Source organism: Sphingomonas sp. CFBP 13714 (assembly GCF_014842205.1).
Taxonomy (GTDB): domain Bacteria; phylum Pseudomonadota; class Alphaproteobacteria; order Sphingomonadales; family Sphingomonadaceae; genus Sphingomonas; species Sphingomonas aerolata.
Window position 1 is genome coordinate 237,853 of record NZ_JACYVG010000003.1, and the last position, 22,805, is coordinate 260,657.

The following is a 22,805-nucleotide window of genomic DNA, read 5'->3' on the forward strand; positions in this document are numbered from 1 at the left end:
CATATACTCAACGGATCGCGATACCCCTCACCGCCAGCCAGTATGGATCCCCGCCTTCGCGAGGATGACGAGGCGAAGGAAAATAGGCGAAGCCCCCCCTCAGATCCCACCCTCATCCAGCGACAGCAACGTCGCATTCCCGCCCGCCGACGTCGTATCCACCGACACCGCGCGCTCCGCACAGAAGCGGTAGAGATAGCGCGGCCCGCCCGCCTTCGGCCCGGTCCCCGACAGCCCCTCGCCGCCGAACGGCTGCGATCCGACCACCGCACCGATCATCGACCGGTTGATGTACAGGTTCCCGACCGCCGCCTCGGCCTCGATCACCTCGGCCGCGCGCGCAATCCGGCTGTGCAGCCCCATCGTCAGGCCGTAGCCCTTGGCGTTGACCCGCGCGATCGTCTCGCTCAGCTTGCCCGCCTCCCACGTCGCGACGTGGAGGATCGGCCCGAACCACTCCTCGTTCAGATCCTCGATCGCGCCGATCCGCACCAGCGTCGGCGGCACGAACAGGCCGTCTGCGGGCACGTCGAGCGTCTTGACGACCTTCGATGCCACCCGCGCGCGATACGCCATCAGCCGGTCATAGGCGGCCTGGTCGATCACCGGCCCGACATCGGTCGCCGGATCGCCCGCACGGCCGATCCTCAGCGTGTCCATCGCCCCCGACAGCATCTCGATCACGCCGTCCGCGATATCCTCCTGCACCAGCAACAGCCGCAGCGCCGAGCAACGCTGCCCCGCCGAACGGAAGGACGAGGCGATCACGTCCGCCACCACCTGTTCGGGCAGCGCGGTCGAATCGACGATCATCGCGTTGATCCCGCCCGTCTCCGCGATCAGCGGCACGATCGGCCGGCTGTCGTCCTCGAGCAACGCGCGTGCGATCTCGCGCGCGGTCGCGGTCGAGCCGGTGAACGCGACGCCCTGAATGCGGGCGTCCGCGGTCAGCGCCGCGCCGACCTCGGGCCCGCCCGTGACCAGGACCAGCACGTCGGCCGGCACGCCCGCCTCGTGCGCGAGTTCGACCGCCCGCGCGGCGATCCGCGGCGTCTGCGGCGCGGGCTTGGCCACCACCGCATTGCCCGTGACGAGCGCCGCCACCGTCTGCCCCAGGAAGATGGCCAGCGGGAAGTTCCACGGCGCGATCGTCGCCCAGACGCCGCGCCCCTCGATATGCAGCATGTTGCGCTCGCCCGTCGGCCCCGGCAGCTCGATCGGCTGCAGCTTCGCGCGCGCCTGCTGCGCATAATAACGGCAGAAATCCACCGCCTCGCGCACCTCGCCGATCGCGTCGGGGATCGTCTTGAACGCCTCCTGCACACAGATCGCCATCAGCTCGTCGCGGTGCGTCTCGAGCAGATCGGCAAGCCGGTCGAGACACGCCGCGCGCGCCTCGACCGGCGACCGCGACCAGCCCGGAAACGCCGCATGCGCGCGGGTGATCGCGGCCGTGACCAGATCCCCGCCCAACCCTTCTGCTCCCCCCCGGCGAAGGCCGGGGTCCAGTTGGGAAGGCTGCCGTGACGACGCGCCGTCCTCAGCCACATCACCGCTCCCAGCTGGGCCCCGGCCGTCCCCGGGGTGGTGCCCTGACGAAGCAACCGGCGCATTCACCACCTTAACAGTCGCCGCCAGCGTATCCACGTCACTCAAATCGAGCCCCGCCGAATTCCGGTGCCCGCCCGCCCCGAACAGGTCGACCGGCAACGGTATGCTCGGATGCCGCTTGCCCCCGACCGCGGCGATCTTCGCCACCGGATCCGCGAGGATCTCCCCCTCGGTCAGTCGCTCATCCGCCAGCTGATGCACGAAGCTCGAATTCGCGCCATTCTCCAGCAGACGCCGGACGAGATAGGCGAGCAGGTCGCGGTGCCCGCCAACCGGCGCATAGACGCGGCAGTGATAGCCGTTCTCCTGTACCAGCCGCTCGTACAGCCCGTCGCCCATGCCGTGCAGCCGCTGGAACTCGAAATCGCGGCTGTTGCCCGCCCATTCCATGATCGTCGCGACCGTCAGCGCATTGTGGCTCGCAAAGGCCGGCCGGATATTCTCCGCCGCCAGCATGTCCTTGGCGACCGCCAGGTAGGACACGTCAGTCGCCGCCTTCCGCGTGAACAGCGGATAGTCCGCCAGCCCCTCGACCTGCGTCCGCTTGATCTCGCTGTCCCAGTACGCGCCCTTGACCAGCCGCACGTTCATCACCCGGTCGAGCCCGTTCGCCCATGCGATCACCGGCCGCGCGCGCTTGCCATACGCCTGCACCGCCATGCCGAACCCGTCCCAGCCCTTCAGCGACGGCAGCCCGGCGACCGTGCCGATGATGTCGAGACTCATCTCGAGCCGCTCGGATTCCTCCGCATCGACGGTCAGCGCGATGCCCTTCGACGCCGCCTGCACCGCCAGCGCCTCGAGCATCTCGGTCAGCGCGGGCACGCACTCGCTCCACCGCGCGACCTCGTAGCGCGGGTGGAGCGCCGACAGCTTGACCGAGATCGAATGCCCCGCCGCGGGATCGCGCCCGACCGCATCGACCGCACCGACATAGGCCTGGAAATAGCGCTGCGCATCGGCATGCGTCCGCGCCGCCTCGCCGAGCATGTCGAAGCTCGCGGTGAACCCCTTGTTCTCGGGCCGCCGCATCCGTTTCATCGCCTCGTCGATGGTCCGGCCCATCACGAAGATCTCGCCCATCATCTTCATCGCCGCCCCGACCGCCTGGCGCACGAACGGCTCGCCCGCGCGGCTGATCAGCCGGCGCAGCGGCCCGGTCGCGCCCTCGCCGACCAGCACGCGGCCGACCACCAGCCCCCAGGTCGCCGAATTGACGAGCTTCGAATTCGACTTGCCCGCATGCGCGCGCCAGTCGGCATCGCCCAGCTTGTCCGCGATCAGCAGGTCGGCGGTCTCGGGATCGGGCACGCGCAGGAATGCCTCGGCGAGGCTGAGCAACGCGACCCCTTCCGACGAATTCAGCCGATATTCCTGGAGGAACTGGTTCACCCACCCCTTGCTCTGCGCCGCGCGCAGATCGGCGAGCAGCCCGAGCGCGTGACCCATCACCCGCTCGCGCGAATCCGAATCGAGCGCGGCACGCTCCAGCAGCGGTTTTAGAACATCGGGTTCGCTTGCGCGGTACAGCTTTGCCATGGTGTTACGGGCATTGGACGTTACGGCAGTCGACATTTTCCAGCTTCCGGTTGGGTGAGGCTTGCGGTCGGCCAGCCTGTACGCCTAGAGACGTCGCTGCGCTTAGCGCCAAACAGGCTAGGAGGGGAATGCCGTGGCGACGATCACCACTGCCGAGATGCAGAACCGCGTCGGCACCGAGACGCTGTCCGACTGGGTCGAGGTCACGCAAGGCATGATCGACAAATTCGCCGACGCCACCGGCGACCATCAATTCATTCATGTCGACCCCGCCCGCGCGGCGCAGACTCCGTTCGGCGGGACGATCGCGCACGGCTTCCTCACGCTCTCGCTGATGCCGCTCCTGTCGTCGAAGATCCCCGACGCGCCGACGATCGAGGGCGCGAAGATGGGCGTCAATTACGGCGGCAACTCGGTCCGCTTCCTCTCGCCGGTCCGCTCGGGATCGAAGGTCCGCGGCCGCTTCAAGCTGCTGTCGTTCGACGAGAAGCGCCCCGGCCAGTGGCAGCAGACCAACAGCTTCGCGGTCGAGATCGAGGGCAAGGACAAGCCCGCCCTGATCGCCGAATGGATCAGCCAGGTTTTCGTTTGACCATTTCTTCCCGCCCGCCCGCGGGAGGGGACTTCAGAAAAAAGGATAGCATCATGCGTTCAGCCGTCATCGTCTCCACCGCCCGCACCCCGATCGGCCGCGCCTATCGCGGTGCATTCAACAACACCCCCGCGCCGACGCTGGCCAGCCACGCGATCAAGGCCGCGGTCGGACGCGCCGGCATCGACGGGGGCGAAGTCGACGACGTCGTCTTCGGCTGCGCGCTCCAGCAGGGTCACCAGGCGGGCAATATCGCGCGCACCTCGCTGCTCCGCGCCGGGCTGCCGACGACGGTCAGCGGCATGTCGCTCGACCGCCAGTGCGCCAGCGGGCTGATGGCGATCGCCACCGCCGCCAAGCAGATCATCACCGACCAGATGGACATCACCATCGGTGGCGGGGTCGAGAGCATCAGCCTCGTCCAGACGCCGCAGATGCGCGTCGCACCCGATCCCGAACTGCTTGCGATGCACCGCGACGTCTATATGCCGATGCTCCAGACCGCCGAGGTCGTCGCCAAGCGCTACGGCATCACGCGCGACGCGATGGACGCCTATGCGCTCCAGTCGCAGCAGCGCACCGCCGCCGCGCAGGCCGCGGGCTATTACGATGCCGAGATCGTCCCCGTCACCGCGAACATGGCGATCGTCAACAAGGAGACCAAGGACGTCACCTACAAGGAGGTGACGATCGCCCGCGACGAGGGCAACCGCGCCGACACCACGCTCGAAGGGCTCCAGTCGCTGAAACCCGTGATGGGCCCCGAGATGACGATCACCGCGGGCAATGCCAGCCAGCTGTCCGATGGGTCGTCCGCCTCGGTGCTGATGGAGGAAAAGATCGCGTCGCAGCGCGGGCTCCAGCCGCTCGGCCGCTATATCGGCATGGCGGTCGGCGGCACCGAACCCGACGAGATGGGGATTGGCCCGGTCGTCGCGATTCCCAAGCTGCTCAAGCGCTTCGGTCTCAAGATGGACGATATCGGCCTGTGGGAGCTGAACGAGGCGTTCGCGGTCCAGGTCCTCTATTGCCGCGACACGCTCGGCATTCCCGACGAGCTGCTCAACGTCAGCGGCGGCGCGATCTCGATCGGCCATCCCTACGGCATGACCGGCGCGCGCGCGACCGGCCATGCGCTGATCGAGGGCAAGCGTCGCGGCGCAAAGCATGTCGTCGTGACGATGTGCGTCGGCGGCGGCATGGGCGCGGCGGGCCTGTTCGAAGTCCTGTGATGCTCGCGGGGCGGCGGTGGCAACCATCCTCCGCCCCGCCCGTTCTCTGTGGCAATCCAAGCCAATAGGAGAACGACGATGGCCGACAAGGATACCCCGCAGGAAGTCGCGAACACCTTCCTCGACAAGTTGAAGTCCAGCCCGTTCGTGATGATCGGCCTCGACGATGGTCAGCATTCCGAGCCGATGACCGCACAGCTCGACGACGATCAGCCCAACGTGCTGTTCTTCTTCGCCGGTCGCGACAACCGCATCGCCAAGGGCGGCGCGGCAATGGCGCAGTTCGTCGGCAAGGGGCATGATTTCTTCGCGTGCATGGCCGGCACCGTCTCGCAGATGAACGACCGCACGCAGATCGACAAGCTGTGGAACAACCAGGTCGAGGCCTGGTTTCCGGGCGGCAAGGAAGACCCCAACCTCACACTGCTGCGCTTCGACATCAACAGCGCGGAACTCTGGGAAACCGACATTTCGCTGACCGGACGCGTCAAGATGCTGTTCGGCGGCACGATCACGTCGAGCGAGTCGAGCAGCCACGCAGTCGTCGACTCGGTCGGCTGACCCAGATACCGATCGCGACCGCCGGTTTCAGGACCGGCGGTCGCGATCGACCTTTATACTGGCGGATAGTTATCCGTTCGCGGTGATGAACTCCTCGACCACCGGCGCGATCGTGTTGCGCCAGCGCGAGCCGTTGAAGATACCGTAATGGCCGGCCCCCTCGGCGATCAGATACCGCTTCTTTGCCTCGGGAAGAGCGGTCGCCAGCGACAGCGCCGCCTTTGTCTGCCCCAGCCCAGAAATATCGTCGCGCTCACCCTCGATCGCCAGCAGGCCGATATCGGTGATCGCCGCCGGATCGACCGGCCGCCCGCGGTGCGTCAGCAACCCGCGCGGCAGCGCGTGGGTCTGGAACACCACGTCGATCGTCTGCAGATAGAATTCGGCGGTCATGTCGCAGACCGAACGATATTCCTCGTAGAAGCCCTTGCTCGCCATCGCGCTTTCGCCGTCGCCCTGGACGAGATGCTTATACATCTCCCAGTGCGAGACCATGTGGTTGCCGAGGTTCATCGACATGAAGCCGGCCAGCTGCAGGAAGCCCGGATAGACCTTGCGCCCGGCGCCCGGATAATTCGCCGGCACCGTCGCGATGACATTCTGTTCGAACCACGTATGCGGACGCTCGGTCGCCAGCGTGTTGACCGCGGTCGGCGCCTCGCGCGTGTCGACCGGCCCGCCCATCAGCGTCAGCGTCTTCGGCCGGCACGGATTGCCGTCCGCGCTCATCAGCGCCGCCGCGGCATAGCAGGGGACCGAAGGCTGGCAGACCGCCAGCATATGCGTGCCGCCCTGCCCCTCGTTCGGACCGATCGCCTCGAGGAACGCGATCACGTAATCAATATAATCGTCGAGATCGAACCGTCCGGCGGACAGCGGCACGCTGCGCGCGTCGCGCCAGTCGGTGATGTACACGTCGGCGAACGGCAGCATCCGCTCGACCGTGCCGCGCAGCAGCGTCGCATAATGCCCCGACATCGGCGCGACGATCAGCAGCTTGGGTCCGTCCTCGACGCCCTCCCGCACGAACCGCTTCAGCTGGCCGAAATCCTTGCGCAGCACGATCTCCTCACGGACCGCGACTTCGCGCCCGTCGATGATCGTGTGGTCGAGGCCGAACGCCGGCTTTCCGCGAGTCGCATTGACGTGCGCGAACACCTCGAGCGCCGATCCGACGACCGCACCGCCGCCCAAATAGGCGAATGGGTTTGCTGGATTGTTCAGCATTCCCGCCCCGAAACTGGCCATTCTGCTGGCGCCTGCCATCATCGATCGCTGAAATTCATAGGCATCGTAGAGCATTCGGTATCCTCTACCCCAAAAGGGGTTAACATTTCCGTAACGCAATTATGCTGCCGCGCAACAGAGCATTGCCGGGACGCGGGCGCGCGCGTGTCCCAATCCCGTGCGCGTCCAGCTCGTCCAACGTCCCGGCCGTCATGCGGTTGCCGTTGAGCGTGACCCCCGCCGCTGCTAGGCGATCCGCCATGGCCAAGCCGATACTCGACGAAAAGACGCCCCGCCGGATCGGCGACCTTGCAATGGTGTGGCGACACGCCGCGAACTACCCGCGCCAGATCACCTTTGCGGGACTCGCGCTGGTAACCACCTCGGCCGCGACGATCGGCATACCCTATGGCTTCAAGCGCGTGATCGACCGCGGCTTCGGCCCGGGCGCGAGCGGATCGGTCGGAACCTCGTTCCACTATCTGCTGATGATCGTCGTCGTGCTCGCGGTCGCGACCGCGGTGCGCTTCTACTACGTGTCGTGGCTCGGCGAACGAGTCGTCGCGGACATCCGCACCACGGTGCAGCGTCACCTGCTCACCCTGACGCCGCGCTTCTTCGAGGAGAATCGCCCGTCGGAGATCGCCTCGCGGCTGACCTCGGACACCGCGCTTATCGACCAGGTCGTCGGCAGCACCGTCTCGATCGCGCTGCGCAACACCTTCACCGGGGTCGGCGGGCTGATCTATCTTTTCGCGATCTCGCCCAAGCTCGCCGGGCTGCTGATGATCGGCATCCCCCTGATCGTCCTGCCGATCGCGCTGCTCGGCAAACGCGTCCGCAACTATTCGCGCACCTCGCAGGACCGCGTCGCCGATGTCGGCTCGATCGCCACCGAGACGCTCGGCGCGATGAAGGTCGTGCAGGCGTTCGGGCAGGAAGAGCGCGAGGCGACCCGCTTCGGCGACGCGGTGCGCGCGACCTTCGCCGCAGCCCGTGCGCGGATCCTGTTGCGCGCGATCATGACCGCGATCGTCATCGGCCTGCTGTTCGGCTCGATCACGCTGGTGCTGTGGGAAGGCGCGGTCGACGTCGCCGCCGGGCGGATCAGCGGCGGCGCGATCGCCGCCTTCGTCCTGACCGGCGGGATCGTCGCGGGCGCCTTCGGAGCGCTGACCGAGGTCTATGGCGATCTGCTGCGCGGCGCGGGTGCCGCGGGGCGGCTGTCCGAACTGCTGCGCGAACGCCCCGAGATCGCGCCGCCCGCCACGCCCGTCGCGCTGCCGCAGCCCTCGCGCGGTGCGCTCGCCTTCGAGGGCGTCCGGTTCCATTACCCGACCCGTCGCGACGTCGCCGCGCTCAACGGCTTCTCGCTCGACATCAAACCGGGCGAGACGGTCGCGGTCGTCGGCCCCTCGGGCGCGGGCAAGACCACTTTGTTCCAGCTCGTCCAGCGCTTCTACGATCCCGATGCGGGCCGCGTGACGCTCGACGGCGTCGACCTGCGCGATGCCGATCCCGCCGCGGTCCGCGCCCGGATCGCGATGGTGCCGCAGGAAACGGTGATCTTCGGCGCCTCGGCGCGCGACAATCTCCGCTATGGCGACTGGACCGCGACCGACGACCAGCTCTGGGCCGCCGCCGAGGCCGCCAACGCCGCCGAATTCCTCCGCAAGCTGCCTGAAGGACTCGACACCTTCCTCGGCGAAGGCGGCGCGCGGCTGTCGGGGGGCCAGCGTCAGCGCGTGACGATCGCGCGCGCGCTGCTGCGCGACGCCCCGATCCTGCTGCTCGACGAGGCGACCAGCGCGCTCGACGCGGAGAGCGAACGACTCGTCCAGGAGGCGCTCGAACGGCTCATGGCGAACCGCACCACGCTCGTCATCGCGCACCGCCTCGCAACCGTCCGCGCCGCCGAACGGATCATCGTGATGAACGACGGCCAGATCGTCGAGGAGGGCTCACACGGAGCGCTGATGACCAACAGCGGCCTCTATGCCCGGCTCGCCAGCCTGCAGTTCAACGACGCGGCCTAGCCCTTCGGCGGTTTCGCGCGCTTTGGCTTGGGCAGCGGCAGCTCGGCGGCCGAGATCCGGACTATCTCGGCCATCCAGTCGGCATCGTCCCAGCGATCCGCGTCGATCACCAGACAGGGTTTCGCCCCCGGATAGGGCGCTGCTTCCTCGATCGCCGCGCCGTCGCTGCCCGCGAACGCGCGCCCGCCCGGGGTCGGCTTGAGGAACAGCCGGTCGTCGCAGATCAGCGCGACCATCCGCCCGTCGCAATAGACGCCATATTCGCCGAACATCGGCCGCGCGGCGACATCGCCCGCGGCGGCGATCTGCTCGACGATGAACGCGACGATGCTCGGATCGGAGGCCATTGCGCGGTCCTGGCAGATCCGCCCCGCCTTGACGAGACGCGGCGTTTCGCTTGCGGGGCGGCGCCGGTCGGGGCAGACTTGCGGCAAAACGGGAGATGGACATGCGCGACTTCGACATCGTCATCTATGGCGCGACCGGCTTCACCGGCCGGCTGGTCGCCGAATATCTGGTCCAGACCTATCCGACCGGCCTCAGCTGGGCGATGGCCGGGCGATCGCGCGCCAAGCTTGAGGAGGTTCGCGACCTGATCGGCGCCCCCGCCGACACGCCGCTCATCACCGCCGACTCGGACGATCCGGCAAGCCTGCGCGCAATGGTCGAGCGCGCCACCGTCGTGATCTCGACCGTCGGGCCCTACCAGCTCTACGGCTCCGACCTCGTCGCCGCCTGCGCCGCATCGGGCACCGCCTATGTCGATCTGTGCGGCGAACCCGCCTGGATGCTCCACATGATCGACGCGCACGAGGGGGAGGCCACGCGCACCGGCGCCCGGATCGTCTTCTCCTGCGGCTTCGACAGCATCCCGTTCGATCTCGGGGTGCTCACGCTCCAGGAGGCGGCCAGGGCGCGCTACGGCAGTCCTGCGCCGCGCGTGAAGGGCCGCGTCCGGACGATGAAGGGCACCTTTTCCGGCGGCACCGCGGCCAGCCTCAAGGCGACGCTCGCCGCCGCCGCGCGCGATCCCGGCCTCGTCAAGCTGCTGACCAGCCCGTTCGCGCTTACCCCCGGCTTCACCGGGCCGCATCAGCCGACCGGGCTGCTCCCCGAATATGACTCGACGCTCCAGACCTGGGTCGCGCCGTTCGTGATGGCGCCGATCAACACCAAGAACGTCCACCGCACCAACTTCCTGCTCGGCGAGGCCTATGGCGCGGACTTCGTCTATGACGAGATGACCGTCGCGGGGCTCGGCGACATGGGCAAGGCCGCGGCCGAGGCGATCGCGAAGTTCAATCCGTTCGCCGGCGACAAGGGCCCGAAGCCCGGCGAAGGCCCCTCCAAGGCCGAACGCGATGAAGGCCATTACGACCTGCTGTTCGCAGGGATCATGCCCGATGGCAGCCGCATCGACACGGTCGTGACGGGCGACCGCGACCCGGGCTATGGATCGACTAGCAAGATGATCGCGGAATCGGCGATCTGCCTCGTCCGCGATGTCGCGGGCGATGGCGGCATCTGGACGCCGGGCGCGCTGATGGGCGCCAAACTGCGCGACCGGCTGATCGCGCATGCCGGGCTGACCTTCGTCACTAGCTGAGCGATCACGGCGTAAACATTTGATATAAGGGTGATCGCGCCCTATCTGAACGGGGGATTACAAAGGACTCCCGCCTCGATGCTCGTCGGCCATTCCCTGTCGGACCCGAACGGTCTGCTACTGACGATGGATCAGACCGTCGAGGACCTGCTGCAACGGCCGCTTAGCGAACTCGTCGGGCGCTCCTATGCCGACGTCACCCACCCGGACGACCGCGTCCGCAACATCGATCGGGTCACCATGCTCGCCCCCGGCGCGGGACCGGTCTGCATCCGCAAGCGCTATCTCCAGCCCGGCGGTGCCGCGGTGTGGGTCGACGTCCATGTCTCGCGGCTCGACCGCGGGCTCGAGGCCGGCCGGCTCGTCGGCACGCTCTACCTTCCGCAAGCCAAGGCGCTCACCGCGGTGCCCGACGTCGTCATGCCCGAACGGCTCTGGCAGGTCGCGCTGAAGGTCGACCGGAGCCTGCACCGACGACGCGAACAGCTGGGCGACGACCTGTTCGGCGACCATGCCTGGCTCGTGCTGGTGCAGATCTATCTCGCCGAGGCCGAGGGTCGGGTGATCGACGCGGCGACGCTCGGCGCGCTGTCGCTGCTCGATCTGCCGCGCACGCACCGCTGGATCGGCGCGCTCGCCGAAAAGGGCCTGGTCGAACGCCCCGACTGCAGCGCGGGCGTGATCCAGCTCACCGCGACGGGCCTTGCGAGGACCGAAACCCTGCTCGCCACCTACTCCGACTTGGCGTAACAGCGGCGGCGCCATCTTCGATCCGGACCGTCCTGCCCATGCCTGCCGCCCCCTTACCCGCCGCCGATCTTCTGGCGAGCCACCCTGAGTCCCTCGGACCGGTCCGCGTCGCCGCGCTCTATCGCTTCACGCCCTTTGCCGACATCGCCGCGATCAAGCCGCCGCTCGCCGCATTGTGCTGTGTGCAAGGCGTGAAGGGCACGCTGCTGCTCGCAGCCGAGGGGATCAACGGCACGATCGCGGGGACCGACGCGGCGATCGACACCGTCCTCGCGCATATCCGCGCGCTGCCCGGCTGTGCCGCGCTCGACGTCAAGGATTCGCGCGCCGGGACGATGCCGTTCCACCGCATGAAGGTCCGGCTGAAGCGCGAGATCGTGACGATGGGCGAACCCGATATCGACCCGCTCGGCGATGTCGGCCGCTATGTCGAGCCTGGCGACTGGAACGCGCTGATCGCCGATCCGGGCACGATCGTGATCGACACGCGCAACGATTATGAGGTCGCGGTCGGCAGCTTTGCAGGCGCGATCGACCCGAAGACGCGCAGCTTCCGCGACTTCCCCGCCTGGTTCCGCGAGCACCGCGACCAACTCGTCGGCGACGGCCCGCCGCCAAGAATCGCGATGTTCTGCACCGGCGGGATCCGCTGCGAGAAGTCGACCGCGTTCCTGAAAGCGGAAGGGTTGGACGAGGTCTATCACCTGAAGGGCGGCATCCTCAAATATCTCGAAACCGTGCCCGAGGCGGAGAGCCTTTGGGAAGGCGAATGCTTCGTCTTCGATCAGCGCGTCGCGGTCGGCCACGGCCTCGCCCCCGGCACGCACGGCCTGTGCCATGCCTGCCGCATGCCCGTCAGCCCCGCCGACCGCGCCTCGCCGCTCTATGTCGAGGGGATCAGCTGCCCCGCCTGCCACGACGCCCGCGACGCGACCCAGCGCGCTGGCTATGCCGAACGCGAACGCCAGATGCGCCTCGCCGAAGCCCGCGGCCAGACGCATGTCGGCGCGGTCCTCCCGCAGACGCACGCGGATGACGACGGGCAAACCCCTTCTCCGTCATCCTGACGAACGTCCGGAAGTACACTTCCTTCCCGTCATCCTGACGAAAGTCGGGATCCAGAGCCAAGAAGGTACCGCCCGTTACTCTGGATCCTGACTTTCGTCAGGATGACGACGTTCAGGCCGCGGATCCCAACCCGTGCGAACCCTCAGCAAACCGCGCCGCGAGCGCCGCATTCCCCTGAGACATCGCCAACGACGCCACACTGTTCCCCGCCGCATCGACCACCGCCGGATCCGCGCCCTGCTCGATCAGCAGGTCGATGATCGCCCCCTGATTGAACAACGCCGCCATCATCAGCGCGGTCTGCCCGACGCCGTTGCGCCGGTTCACGTCCGCCCCTGCCTCGATCAGCATCCGAGCGATCGGCGTATAGCCCTTGAAGCACACCCCCATCAGCGCGGTATTGGCGGTGCTCGCCGGATCGCCATCGACCCGCGCGCCCGCGTCGAGCAGCAGCCGCGTCGTCGATTCCTGCGCATTGTAGCTCGCCAGCACGAGCGGGGTGTACCCCCGCGCATCGGTCACCTCGATATCGACCCCAGCCTGCAACAGCGCCGGGATCATCTCGTCCCGCCCCATCCGCGCGGCATCGAACATCAGCTCGACCAGCCGCTCGATCGGCGGCAATGGCGGCAGTTCGCGTATGTCAGTCATTATCCGCCTCGATGATATGCGGGACGAAGCGCGCCATGTTGCGCGTCACCACCGTCTCATCCTCCCGAACGCCGATCCCCGCGGCTTCGTTGCCGACGATCCACGCCCCGATCACCGGATGCCGCCCGTCGAACACCGGCGGCGGCGCATAGGCCTGGAGGATCGCCCCCTCCGCACCATAGCCCTGGTCGAGAATGGCGGGCGTGCCGCCCTCCCCGCCAACGATCTCGACATTGGCGCCCTCGCGCGAGAATAGCGGCTTGCGGACATGGCGCGGCCCCAGGATCTTCGCCGCCGGATCGCCGTCGAAATACGCGGGCAACAGGTTCGGATGCCCGGGATGCCGCTCCCACAGCAGCGGCAGGATGCCCTTGTTCGACAGGATCGATTTCCACGCCGGCTCGATCCAGCGCACGTCCGCGCGCGACAGGTTCGGCGCATAGGGTTCGCGCAGCATGAACTCCCACGGATAGAGCTTGAACGCCGCCTGCACCTCGAAGCCTTCAGGATCGACGAACCGGCCATCGGCGGCAAGGCCGATATCCTTCATCTCGACGAACTTCGGCTCGATCCCGACCTGGCTCGCCAGATCCTCGAAAAACCGCACGGTCTGGCGGTCCTCGATCGCGGTCGCGTCGGCTGCGAAATGGACGAAGCCACCGCTCGGGAACAGCGCGCGGAAGCGTTCACGCAGCTTGTCGAACAGGCTGTTGAACTGGTCGGTCCCCGCCGGCATCGCCCCGCTCGCGAGCAGGTCCTCCAGCCACATCCACTGGAAGGTCGCGCATTCGAACACCGATGTCGGCGTGTCGGCGTTATATTCGTAGAGCTTGGCCGGCCCCGTCCCGTCATAGGCGAAGTCGAACCGGCCATAGAGCGAGGGCTGGCGCGTCCGCCACGTCTCCGCGACATAGTTCCACTGCTCGCGCGGGATGGCGAGCCGCTCCATCAGCTGCTGGTCGCGCACCACCTCGTCGACCAGCTCGAGGCACATCGCGTGCATCTGTTCGGCGGCGGGTTCGAGATCCTCCTCGATCTCCGCCAGCGTGAAGGCATAGGCGGCGCTCTCGTCCCAATAGGGTTCGATTCCGTCGCCCACCGCCGTGCCGTGATAGACGAACCCGATCGCGTCGGCCCGTTCGCGCCAGTCGCCGCGCGGGTCGACCGCGATCCGGCGCATCAGTTGTCCTGCGTCTTGCTGTCGTCGCGCTGCTCGATCCGCAGCGTCTGGCCGAGCTGGTCGGTCTTGGGCGCGGTCAGCCGGGCGAGCACGTCGTCCGCGGACGACTGACCCGGCAGGATCCCCGCCTGGCGCAGCTTCTCGTCGAGATCCGCGCCGGTGCGCCGGTCCTCCAGCTCGCCGGCCGCCTTGATCCGCTCGCCGCGGATCGCCTGCCGCTCGCGGATCCGCGCGAGGCTGTCCGCCGCGGAGCCCAGCTTGTTGCCCGCGCCGATGCTGCCCGATGCGACCGTCGCCTGCGCCTTCTGCACCGACTCGTTGACCTTGACGACCTCGACCTCGCGGCGGAGCTGCTCGATCTTGCGGTCGGTCTGCGCGACCGCGGTGTGGATCTGCTCCTCGGCGGCGCGCATGTCCTCGACCTGCGGGCTCTTCAGCGCGATGTCCTGTTCGAGATCGGCGATCCGCTGCGCGACCTGCCGTGCAAGGTCCATATTGCCCTTCTCGACCGCGATCCGCGCCGAGGCCTCGTATTTCGCGGCCTGCGCGCGGAAGCTCTCGACCTCGGTCTCGAGGATCCGGCGGCGGGCGACCAGCCCGGCCAGGTCGTCGCGCGCTTTCCCTTGCGCCTTGTCCGCGTCGCGGATCTCCTGGTCGAGGATCCGCAGGGCGTTCGCGTCGACGACCGCCGCGCCGGCTTCATGCGCGCCCGCCCGGCCGAGGGTGAAAATCTTGCTCCAGATGGCCATGCCAGTCTCTCCGTATGATGCTTTGGGTCAGGCGGCGGGGATCTGCGCGTTGCGCAGGTCGGTGGCCGCATCGATCGCGTTCTCGGCCAGCGTGCGCAGCTCGATCACTATCGTGTCGAGCCGGCTCGACGTCGCGAGTTCGCCGAACAGTTCATAATAATCGCGCCCCTCGACGCTGCCGATCCCGAAGTTCGACAGCGGCACCAGCTTCTGCGTCTTCAGCAGGAACGCGTTGAACGCCGCCTGGTCCTCCTGCTCGTCACACGGCCAGAGCAGGGTCGAGGCCGAGATCTGCGCCTCGCTGACATTGACGAACAGTTCGAGGTCGCCATGCTCGTGCATCGTGACGAGAAGGATGGGATCCGCCCCCTCGACGATACGGACGCTCAGCTCCCCCGTTTTCGCAGGCTCGGACGTATCGAGCGCGGCCTTGAGGCTGCGGACGGTCCAGATGTCGGTCAATGCAAGAACTCCCGTGCTTGTCGCGTGCCCGCACACATAGGCGTCGGCGAAGGGCGCGCCAATGGCGCTTTGCGAGCATCGCCGCTTTCGCCTATGCACGGCACGAACCATAACGTGAGGATTGCATGTTCGATCGCCTGTTCGGCCGCAAGCAACCGCTTGAAGGCTCCGGACTTCCCGTCATCCGCAACGTCACGCTCGGCCGCACGGTGATCGTCGACCCGCTCGCCTGGCGCCGGTTCGGGTCGGAGCTGCTCTTCCCGTTCGACCGCGACACGCTGGTGATCGTCGCGCAGGGTCTGGTCGACCTCAACGAGGGCGGGTTCGTCCACCGGTTCTACACCGATGACGACATCATGTTCCAGGCGGTCTCGAACGACCGCGCCGGGCAGGACGTCACCGACGTCACGATCTTCGCGCCCTGGGACAGCGCCTACCCCTCCTCCGCCGCCGAACGCCCGGCGTGGAAGTCGCGGCTCAAGGCGCGCAGCTTCACCGCGGAGGGCCTGCCCGACTATGACCGCGTCTGGTTCGGCCCCGAGGCGAGCGAGCAGGAGCCGGTGACCTTCTGGGAGGATCTCCACGACGACCGCGACGGCATCGTCGACCGCCGCATCTTCCAGACCTGCATGCTGTTCGGCCGCGACCTGCCGGGCGACGACGGCCGCGAGCTGCTGCTCGCGATCGACCAGGAGAATGAGGCGGGCGAGGTCTCGTTCGAGATCATGCTCGGCGTAGCACTGGAACTCGGCGAGTTCCGCGCCTAGCATCGTCGCATCAGCGTTCCGGGGGATTCAGATGATCGACTATTACAGCTTCGGCGCCAGCGCGGCGGCCTTCCTGATCGCGTTCGTCGCGGCCGGGCTCTTCACCATCGCGTTCAAGATCATCTTCCAGGCGACCACGCCCTATAACGAGAAGGCGCTGATCCGCGACGGCAATACCGCCGCGGCGATCACGCTGGGCGCGGCGCTGCTCGGCTATGTCCTCCCACTCGCCTCCGCGCTGACGCACACCGTCACGCTCGTCGAGTTCGCGGTGTGGGCGGTGCTCGCGGGCGTGATCCAGATCGTCGCCGCGCTCGTCGTCCGCCGCCTCGTGATGCGTGACATTCACGACCGGATCGTGCGGGGCGATATCGCCGCCGCCACCTATATGGGCAGCATCTCGCTCTGCGTCGGCATCCTCAATGCCGCGTGCATGACGAACTGAGAGGCAAAGACATGAAGCGTTCCAGCTCGATCGTCCTCACCGGCCTGATCGCGGGCTCGGGCATCTCGCTGACCGCCTGCGACGGCGATGTCGGCGGCAAGCCCGTCGACGCGCAGAGCTATGCCTCGGTCGCCGAATGCCGCTCGGCGGGGGCGATCCCCGCCGCGCAGTGCGACACCGCCTATGAACAGGCCAAGACCGACGCCGCCAAGACCGCACCACGGTTCGAGGACAAGCAGACCTGCGAGGAGCAGTTCGGCGCCGCACAGTGCGAGCCGCGCAACAATGGCAGCGGCGGCAGCTTCTTCACGCCGTTGCTCACCGGGTTCATCATCGGCCAGGCGCTCAACGGCGGCTATGGCTATCGCGGCGCGCCGATGTACCGCGACCGTCAGGGCAATTATTATGGCGGCGCCGGCGGCCGCATCAGCCGCGATTACGTCACCGGCCGCACCCGCGTCGGCTCGGACGCCTTCACCCCCACCACGGCGCGCGCGCCCGCGCGGGTCCAGACCCGCAGCTCGGTGATCTCGCGCGGCGGGTTCGGCGGCGGCTTCGGTGGCCGCGGCGGCTTCGGCGGCTGACCCCTCGTCCTCCCCCGCCAGGGGGAGGACAGTATCTCAGGCGTCCCGCGGCACGCGGAGCATCGCCAGCGCCGCGACGCCCATCACCCCCGCCGCGATCAGCATCGCCCAGACCGGATCGCCCGGGAACACCGTCCGCATCACCTGCCCCATCACCGACGACACGATCAGCTGCGGCAGCACGATGAAGATGTTGAACAGCCCCATGTAAACGCCCAGCTTGGCCTGCGGCAGCGCGTTGGACAGCATTGCATAGGGCATCGTCAGAATCGACGACCAGGCGATCCCGATCAGCACCATCGACCCGATCAGCGCATGCGGATCGCGCAGGAGCAGGAACGACCCGAACCCCGCCGCCCCGCTCAGCAACCCCAGGATATGCGCATTGCGCCGCCCGATCCGGCCCGCGAGCCACGGCATCACGAACGCCCAGACCGTCGCCACGCCGTTATACACCGCGAACAGCACCCCGACCCAGTTCGCGCCGTCATTATACGCCGCACTCGCCGTGTCGGTCGTCCCGAACGCGCGCTGCGTGACGATCGGCGTGGTGTAGATCCACATGATGAACAGCGCCGACCAGGTGAAGAACTGGACGAGCGCGAGCCGCTTCATCGTCTGCGGCATGGTCGCAAGATCGCCGACGATCTGGCTGAGAACATTGGACTCTCTGCCCGACCGGACCAGCGCGGCGCTGACCAGCAGTGCGACACCGAACGCGATCAGCCCGCCACCCAGCAGATAGACCGGCTTGTCGAGCCCGAACCGCGCCACCGCCGCGATCACGATCGCCCCCAGCGCGATCCAGACCGGGGCCAGCCGCGCGCCCGATCCGGCCGGTGCCGCTATCGCCGGCGCCGCCTCGACTGCGCCGTCATCCTGCTCGAACGCGGCCAACTCGTCGGGCGAATATTCCTTCGTCGTCAGCACCGTCCACAGCACCGCGCAGAACAAGGCCGCCGCACCCAGATAGAAGCCATAGCGCACCGATGGCGGGATCCCGCCGCCCGCCGCGGTATTGGCGACGTGGAAGACGTCGGTCAGGATCAGCGGCGCGAGGCTGCCGATCACCGCGCCGGCGCCGATGAAGCCGGTCTGGAACGCATAGCCCGCGGTCCGCTGCCGGCTGCCCAGCATGTCGCCGACGAACGCACGGAACGGCTCCATCGCGACGTTGAGCGACCCGTCGAGCATCCACAGCAGCGCCGCCGCTACCCACAAAACGGGCGCGTTCGGCATCCCCAGCAACGCGATCGTCGCCAGCACCGCACCGCCCAGGAAATAGGGTCGCCGGCGCCCGAGCCGCCCCCAGGTCCGGTCGCTGTAATGCCCGATCACCGGCTGGACGAGCAGCCCGGTCAGCGGCGCGGCGATCCACAGAAAGGCGAGATCGTCGACGCTGGTACCAAGCGACTGGAAGATCCGGCTGACATTCGCGTTCTGGAGCGCGAAACCGATCTGGATCCCGAAGAACCCGAACGAGATATTCCACAGACCCCAGAAACCCTGACGCGGCTTTTCGCGCGTCACGCTGCGGCCTCGCCCGACGAACGCCGTACGACCAGTTGAGTCGGCAGCACGATGCTCGTCACCGGGCGATCGTCGATCCGCGCGAGCAGCATCTCGACCAGCCGCCGGCCGCCCAGCACCGTGTCCTGCGCCACCGTCGTCAGCGGCGGGTTGGCGAGGCTGGCGGCAGGAATGTCGTCGAAGCCGACGATCGCGACGTCGTCGGGCACGATCCGCCCCGCCCCCGCCAGCACCCGCATCGCCGACAGCGCGATCAGGTCGCTCGCCGCGACGATCGCATCGAACGCAACCCCGCGCGCGAGCAACGCCTGCGCCGCGCGCGTGCCGTCCTCCTCGGTCGTGATCGCATCGACCTGCAAGTGCGGATCGGCATGCAGGCCATGTTCCTCGAGCGCCGCGAGATAGCCGCGGTGCCGGTCGTAAAACTCCGGATAATGATCGGTCGCATCCCCCAGGAACGCGATCCGCCTCCGCCCCTGCGCGATCAGGTGCCGCGTCGCCTCCGCACCGCCCGCGACATTGTCGCACCCCACGGTCAGCCCAGGCTGGTCGTGCCGGACCGATCCCCAGCGGATGAAATGCGTCCCCTGCGCCACGAGATGATCCAGCCGCGCGCGATAATCCGCATAATCGCCATAGCCGAGCAGGATCAGCCCGTCGGCGCGGTGGCTGTCCTCGTAATCGGTATGCCAGTCGGACGAGAAATTCTGGAACGAGACGAGCAGGTCATAGCCGTGATCGGCACACGCCCCCATCATCGCGCCCAGCATGCCCAGGAAGAACGGATTGACCTCGGTCTCGTCGGGCGTCGGATCGCGGAACAGCAGCAACGCGATCGTCCGCGTCTTGCCGCTGCGCAGGTTCGAGGCACTCCGGTCGACGGTATAGTTGAGCTGCTTTGCGATCGCCTCGATCCGCTGCCGCGTCGCCGGGCTGACCGTCGGGCTGCCGCGCAGCGCGCGCGACACGGTCGGCTGCGATACGCCCGCGGCCTGCGCGATGTCGAACGACGTGGATTTGCGCTGGGCACTCAAGATAGGGATCCTCTCGGGGGCGCTCGGACGGCGTCGCCGTCGCAATCATCACTCCAGTTTCGGCACAACGTCAACGCATTGGCCCCCGCGATCCGTGGCAAATCGGCAACACGGCCGGAACGGCCGCACTGAATACGTATGTCGATTGATTGGCTTTCGTGAGGCGGAATTCCATTGGAACGCCACACACGGCCCACGGCGCGAAAGATGCAGCGGGGCTTTCAGGGGAGTTGAACATGACGACGTCCAAGCGTTTCCCGGCATCTGCCGCGCATCACCTTTTCACCCTATCGGCCAGCGGCACCGCGCTTGCCGTGGCGCTCTTCGCCGCGTCGGTCGCCGACGCGCAGGTCGCGACCGATCCCGCCCCGGCCTCCGCCGACAACACCGTGTCGAGCGCACCCTCGACGCCCGCCCCGACCGTCGCGACGCAGGACGCCACCGCCCCGAGCAGCGGCCCCGCAGCCGAGTCCAGCGACGACATCGTCGTCACCGGCTTCCGCGCCAGCCTGCGCTCGTCGATCGCGGTCAAGCGCAACCTCGACGTCGTCGCCGAGATCGTCTCGGCCGAGGATATCGGCCGCTTACCCGACGTCTCGATCGCCGAGTCGCTCGCCCGCCTGCCCGGCGTCACCTCGCAGCGTACCGGCGGCCAGGCCTCCGCGATCAACATCCGCGGGCTCAGCCAGGATCTCGTCTCCGCGACGCTCAACGGCCGCGAACAGGTCGCGACCTCGGGCAACCGCGTCATCGAATTCGACCAGTATCCGTCCGAACTCATCAACCAGGCCGCGGTCTACAAGAGCCCCAAGGCCTCGCAGATCGAGGGCGGTGTCGCCGGCAAGGTCGAGCTCAGCACCGCGCGCCCGCTCAGCATCCCCGGCAAGACGCTCGTCAGCGTCAACGTCCGCGGCGTCTATAACGACCGCGCCGGCCAGAACCCCGACGCCAGCGAATTCGGCTATCGCGGCAGCGCCTCGATCCAGACCAAGCTGCTCGACGACACGCTCGGCCTCGCGGTCGGCTATGCGCGGCTGAAGCAGGCGAACGTCGCGACGCGCTTCGTCGGCTATGATTACACCGCGACCGGTCAGAACGGCAGCCCGGCGATCCGCGACCTTGACGGCAACGGCCGCGCCGACGCGATCGGCTATGGCTTCGAGGCGGTCCAGTCGGGCGGCAACGAGACCCGTGACGGCGTCCTCGGCAGCATCCAGTATGAGCCGACCGACACGTTCCGCGTCCTGCTCGACGGCTATTATTCGCGCTTCAAGTCGGACGTGTTCCGCCGCGGCATCCGCGTCGAGAACCTGCAGCAGACCAGCAGCAACCTGACCGACCCGACCGTCATCGGCAACACGATCGTCGGCGGCACCACGTCGGGGATCCGGACGCGCACCATTCAGCAGAACGAGAACCGGCTCGATCGACTCTACACCTTCGGCGGCAACGTCGCCAAGGACATCGGTCAGCTCACGCTGAGTGTCGACGGCTCCTATTCGCGTGCCTCGAGCTTCTTCAACGACTCGGGTCTCGACGATAACGGCAACACGACGACGACGCCGACCACGCTGAGCTACAAGCTCGACGGGCTGAACGTCGGCTCGTTCGCCACCAGCGCAGACTACACCAATCCGGCGCAGAACAATTTTGAGGGGTTCTACATCACCCCGACCAAGGACACCGATCGCCTCTACGCCTTTGCCGGGACCGCGCTCTACAAGATCGACGGCTCGTTCCTGAAGTCGCTCGAACTCGGCGGCCGCTATGGCAATCGCCGGGCGGAGCGGGTGAAGACGACGTTTGACGGATTCACCTTCGCTGCGCCGGTGACGGTCGATTCGAGCAATTCGTCGATTGCCGGGTTCAAGGGCAAGTTCGCGTCCTTCCCCGACTTCCTCGTCGCCGACATCGGCAGCATCCTCGATGCGCAGCTGGGCCCCGATCGTGTCGTAGGCCAGCCCGCCAGCCAGCCCTTCACGCGCGATCAGAGCTTCACGATCGACGAGAAGACCTATGCGGGCTATGCCCAGCTCAACTTCGACACGATCGCCGGGTCGCTACCGTTCAAGGGCAATATCGGCCTGCGCGTCGTGCACACCGACCAGTCGTCGTCGTCGACCATCGCATTCGTCGACGATCCCGCAACGGCGGTGAACGAGGGGCTGAACCGTTACGACAATACGCGTGGTCGCAAGTTCACCGACTGGCTGCCCCAGGCGAACTTCATCCTCGGCCTGACCGAGAACGACCAGGCCCGCCTGTCGCTCTCGCGCCAGATCTCCCGCCCGCGCTTCTTCGATTTCCGCAACGCGGTATCGACTAATCTCGTGGCGATCGGCGGCACCACGGCGCGGCTCGACGGCAGCGGCGGCAACCCCGCGCTCCAGCCGTTCCGCGCCAACCAGTTCGACGCCACCTATGAGCATTATTTCGGCAACAGCGGCTCGTTCGTCCTCGGCGCCTTCTACAAGGACATTCGCAGCTTCGTGATCGGCGGCGTCATCCCCAATTACGACTTCGCCGCGAACGGCATCTCCGCACCGCCGCTCACCGGAACGCCGTATACCAGCGTCGTCACGACCGGCAATCTGTTCGCACCGATCAACGGCAATGGCGGCTATGTCTATGGTTTCGAAGGCGCCATCACCAAGACGTTCGACTTCCTGCCGGCGCCGTTCGACGGCCTCGGCGCGGTGCTCAACATCTCGTACAACCAGTCCGACGTCAGCATCACAAACGCGATCAGCGGCAACACGCTCTCGCTGTCGCTGCCCGGCCTGTCGAAGATCGTCTCCAACCCGACGCTCTTCTACGAGAAGAACGGCTTCCAGACGCGCGTCTCGATGCGCTACCGCTCGAAGTTCGTCGCACCGCAGTTCGGCCTCAGCGAGCAGATCGTGACCAATGCCGCAGAGACCGTGTTCGACGCGCAGATGAGCTATGAATTCCCGCAGGGCAGCCCGCTCGCCGGGATGACGCTGCTCGCGCAGGCGAACAACCTGACCGACCAGCCGACCCGCTCCTATTTCGGCCAGACCGCACAGACCGGCACGCTGCAATATTTCGGGCGCCAGTTCTATCTGGGTGCAAGCTTCCGCTTCTAAGTGCCTGCAATACCGCCGTCCGCCCGGGGTCATCCCGGCGGACGGCAACCCGGCGCCGGTGGCGCCGTCACCGA

Annotated in this window: 20 protein-coding genes; 11 read left to right on the forward strand and 9 right to left on the reverse strand. The window is 67.4% G+C overall.

What is annotated here, in order from left to right; all coding sequences use genetic code 11:
- Nucleotides 1-99: 99 nt before the first annotated feature.
- Entirely contained in the window at nt 100-3,150 is a 3,051-nt protein-coding gene (putA, locus tag IFT54_RS08940) for a bifunctional proline dehydrogenase/L-glutamate gamma-semialdehyde dehydrogenase PutA (protein ID WP_244648806.1), read from the reverse strand.
- Between the two features lie 133 nt (nt 3,151-3,283).
- On the opposite strand from putA, the gene IFT54_RS08945 reads away from it, so the two are divergent.
- From IFT54_RS08945 to IFT54_RS08955, 3 genes are all read left to right on the forward strand, one after another.
- Nucleotides 3,284-3,742 (forward strand): MaoC family dehydratase, encoded by a 459-nt coding sequence (locus IFT54_RS08945; RefSeq protein ID WP_342354795.1) that lies wholly within the window; start codon nt 3,284-3,286, stop codon nt 3,740-3,742.
- Nucleotides 3,743-3,795: 53 nt separating this feature from the next.
- Nucleotides 3,796-4,974 (forward strand): acetyl-CoA C-acyltransferase, encoded by a 1,179-nt coding sequence (locus IFT54_RS08950; RefSeq protein WP_192070365.1) that lies wholly within the window; start codon nt 3,796-3,798, stop codon nt 4,972-4,974.
- A 78-nt stretch (nt 4,975-5,052) separates the two neighbouring features.
- The gene (locus tag IFT54_RS08955) at nt 5,053-5,535 is read left to right on the forward strand and encodes a pyridoxamine 5'-phosphate oxidase family protein (RefSeq protein ID WP_031394543.1); all 483 of its coding nucleotides are present in this window, start codon (nt 5,053-5,055) and stop codon (nt 5,533-5,535) included.
- A 69-nt stretch (nt 5,536-5,604) separates the two neighbouring features.
- Here IFT54_RS08955 and IFT54_RS08960 read toward each other — a convergent pair whose 3' ends face one another.
- The gene (locus IFT54_RS08960; RefSeq protein WP_192070366.1) at nt 5,605-6,837 is read right to left on the reverse strand and encodes a polyhydroxyalkanoate depolymerase; all 1,233 of its coding nucleotides are present in this window, start codon (nt 6,835-6,837) and stop codon (nt 5,605-5,607) included.
- A gap of 185 nt (nt 6,838-7,022) precedes the next feature.
- Here IFT54_RS08960 and IFT54_RS08965 point away from each other — a divergent pair, with 185 nt between their 5' ends.
- Complete coding sequence (locus IFT54_RS08965) at nt 7,023-8,798, forward strand: ABC transporter transmembrane domain-containing protein (RefSeq protein ID WP_192070367.1); 1,776 nt, start codon at nt 7,023-7,025, stop codon at nt 8,796-8,798.
- On the opposite strand, the gene IFT54_RS08970 is transcribed toward IFT54_RS08965, so the two are convergent.
- Nucleotides 8,795-9,145 carry a TfoX/Sxy family protein gene (locus IFT54_RS08970; RefSeq protein WP_192070368.1) on the reverse strand — a complete coding sequence of 117 codons (351 nt, stop codon included), beginning with the start codon at nt 9,143-9,145 and terminating at the stop codon, nt 8,795-8,797. The genes IFT54_RS08965 and IFT54_RS08970 overlap by 4 nt on opposite strands.
- 101 nt (nt 9,146-9,246) lie before the next feature.
- Between IFT54_RS08970 and IFT54_RS08975 the strand changes: the two genes are divergently transcribed.
- The 3 genes from IFT54_RS08975 (at nt 9,247) to trhO (ending at nt 12,221) form a co-directional block, all read left to right on the forward strand.
- Entirely contained in the window at nt 9,247-10,404 is a 1,158-nt protein-coding gene (locus IFT54_RS08975; protein WP_192070369.1) for a saccharopine dehydrogenase family protein, read from the forward strand.
- A gap of 78 nt (nt 10,405-10,482) precedes the next feature.
- Nucleotides 10,483-11,154 carry a PAS domain-containing protein gene (locus IFT54_RS08980; protein WP_037529556.1) on the forward strand — a complete coding sequence of 224 codons (672 nt, stop codon included), beginning with the start codon at nt 10,483-10,485 and terminating at the stop codon, nt 11,152-11,154.
- 38 nt (nt 11,155-11,192) lie between these two features.
- Complete coding sequence (trhO, locus tag IFT54_RS08985) at nt 11,193-12,221, forward strand: oxygen-dependent tRNA uridine(34) hydroxylase TrhO (RefSeq protein ID WP_192070370.1); 1,029 nt, start codon at nt 11,193-11,195, stop codon at nt 12,219-12,221.
- Between the two features lie 112 nt (nt 12,222-12,333).
- Here trhO and IFT54_RS08990 read toward each other — a convergent pair whose 3' ends face one another.
- From IFT54_RS08990 to IFT54_RS09005, 4 genes are read right to left on the reverse strand one after another with little or no spacing between them, the layout of a single operon-like run.
- Entirely contained in the window at nt 12,334-12,873 is a 540-nt protein-coding gene (locus tag IFT54_RS08990; RefSeq protein WP_192070371.1) for an ankyrin repeat domain-containing protein, read from the reverse strand.
- Nucleotides 12,866-14,053, reverse strand: a complete 1,188-nt coding sequence (locus tag IFT54_RS08995; protein WP_192070372.1) for a glutathionylspermidine synthase family protein — start codon at nt 14,051-14,053, stop codon at nt 12,866-12,868. The genes IFT54_RS08990 and IFT54_RS08995 overlap by 8 nt, the downstream gene beginning before the upstream one ends.
- Nucleotides 14,053-14,802, reverse strand: a complete 750-nt coding sequence (locus IFT54_RS09000; protein ID WP_031440688.1) for a PspA/IM30 family protein — start codon at nt 14,800-14,802, stop codon at nt 14,053-14,055. The genes IFT54_RS08995 and IFT54_RS09000 overlap by 1 nt, the downstream gene beginning before the upstream one ends.
- Before the next feature lie 27 nt (nt 14,803-14,829).
- Entirely contained in the window at nt 14,830-15,264 is a 435-nt protein-coding gene (locus tag IFT54_RS09005; RefSeq protein ID WP_031393897.1) for a YjfI family protein, read from the reverse strand.
- A gap of 125 nt (nt 15,265-15,389) precedes the next feature.
- Between IFT54_RS09005 and IFT54_RS09010 the strand changes: the two genes are divergently transcribed.
- Genes IFT54_RS09010 through IFT54_RS09020 form a run of 3 tightly spaced genes read left to right on the forward strand, consistent with a single transcriptional unit; the run spans nt 15,390 to nt 17,060 of the window.
- Nucleotides 15,390-16,031, forward strand: coding sequence for a DUF2491 family protein (locus IFT54_RS09010; protein ID WP_031440687.1), 642 nt, complete (start codon nt 15,390-15,392; stop codon nt 16,029-16,031).
- Nucleotides 16,032-16,062: 31 nt separating this feature from the next.
- Nucleotides 16,063-16,476, forward strand: a complete 414-nt coding sequence (locus tag IFT54_RS09015; RefSeq protein ID WP_031440686.1) for a DUF350 domain-containing protein — start codon at nt 16,063-16,065, stop codon at nt 16,474-16,476.
- A gap of 11 nt (nt 16,477-16,487) precedes the next feature.
- On the forward strand, nt 16,488-17,060 hold the full coding sequence (locus tag IFT54_RS09020) for a DUF1190 domain-containing protein (RefSeq protein WP_037529576.1): 573 nt from the start codon (nt 16,488-16,490) through the stop codon (nt 17,058-17,060).
- 36 nt (nt 17,061-17,096) lie between these two features.
- On the opposite strand, the gene IFT54_RS09025 is transcribed toward IFT54_RS09020, so the two are convergent.
- Nucleotides 17,097-18,590 carry an MFS transporter gene (locus tag IFT54_RS09025; RefSeq protein WP_192070374.1) on the reverse strand — a complete coding sequence of 498 codons (1,494 nt, stop codon included), beginning with the start codon at nt 18,588-18,590 and terminating at the stop codon, nt 17,097-17,099.
- The gene (locus IFT54_RS09030) at nt 18,587-19,624 is read right to left on the reverse strand and encodes a LacI family DNA-binding transcriptional regulator (protein WP_056407841.1); all 1,038 of its coding nucleotides are present in this window, start codon (nt 19,622-19,624) and stop codon (nt 18,587-18,589) included. The genes IFT54_RS09025 and IFT54_RS09030 overlap by 4 nt, the downstream gene beginning before the upstream one ends.
- A 236-nt stretch (nt 19,625-19,860) precedes the next feature.
- Between IFT54_RS09030 and IFT54_RS09035 the strand changes: the two genes are divergently transcribed.
- Complete coding sequence (locus IFT54_RS09035) at nt 19,861-22,731, forward strand: TonB-dependent receptor (RefSeq protein ID WP_192070375.1); 2,871 nt, start codon at nt 19,861-19,863, stop codon at nt 22,729-22,731.
- Nucleotides 22,732-22,805 lie beyond the last annotated feature (74 nt).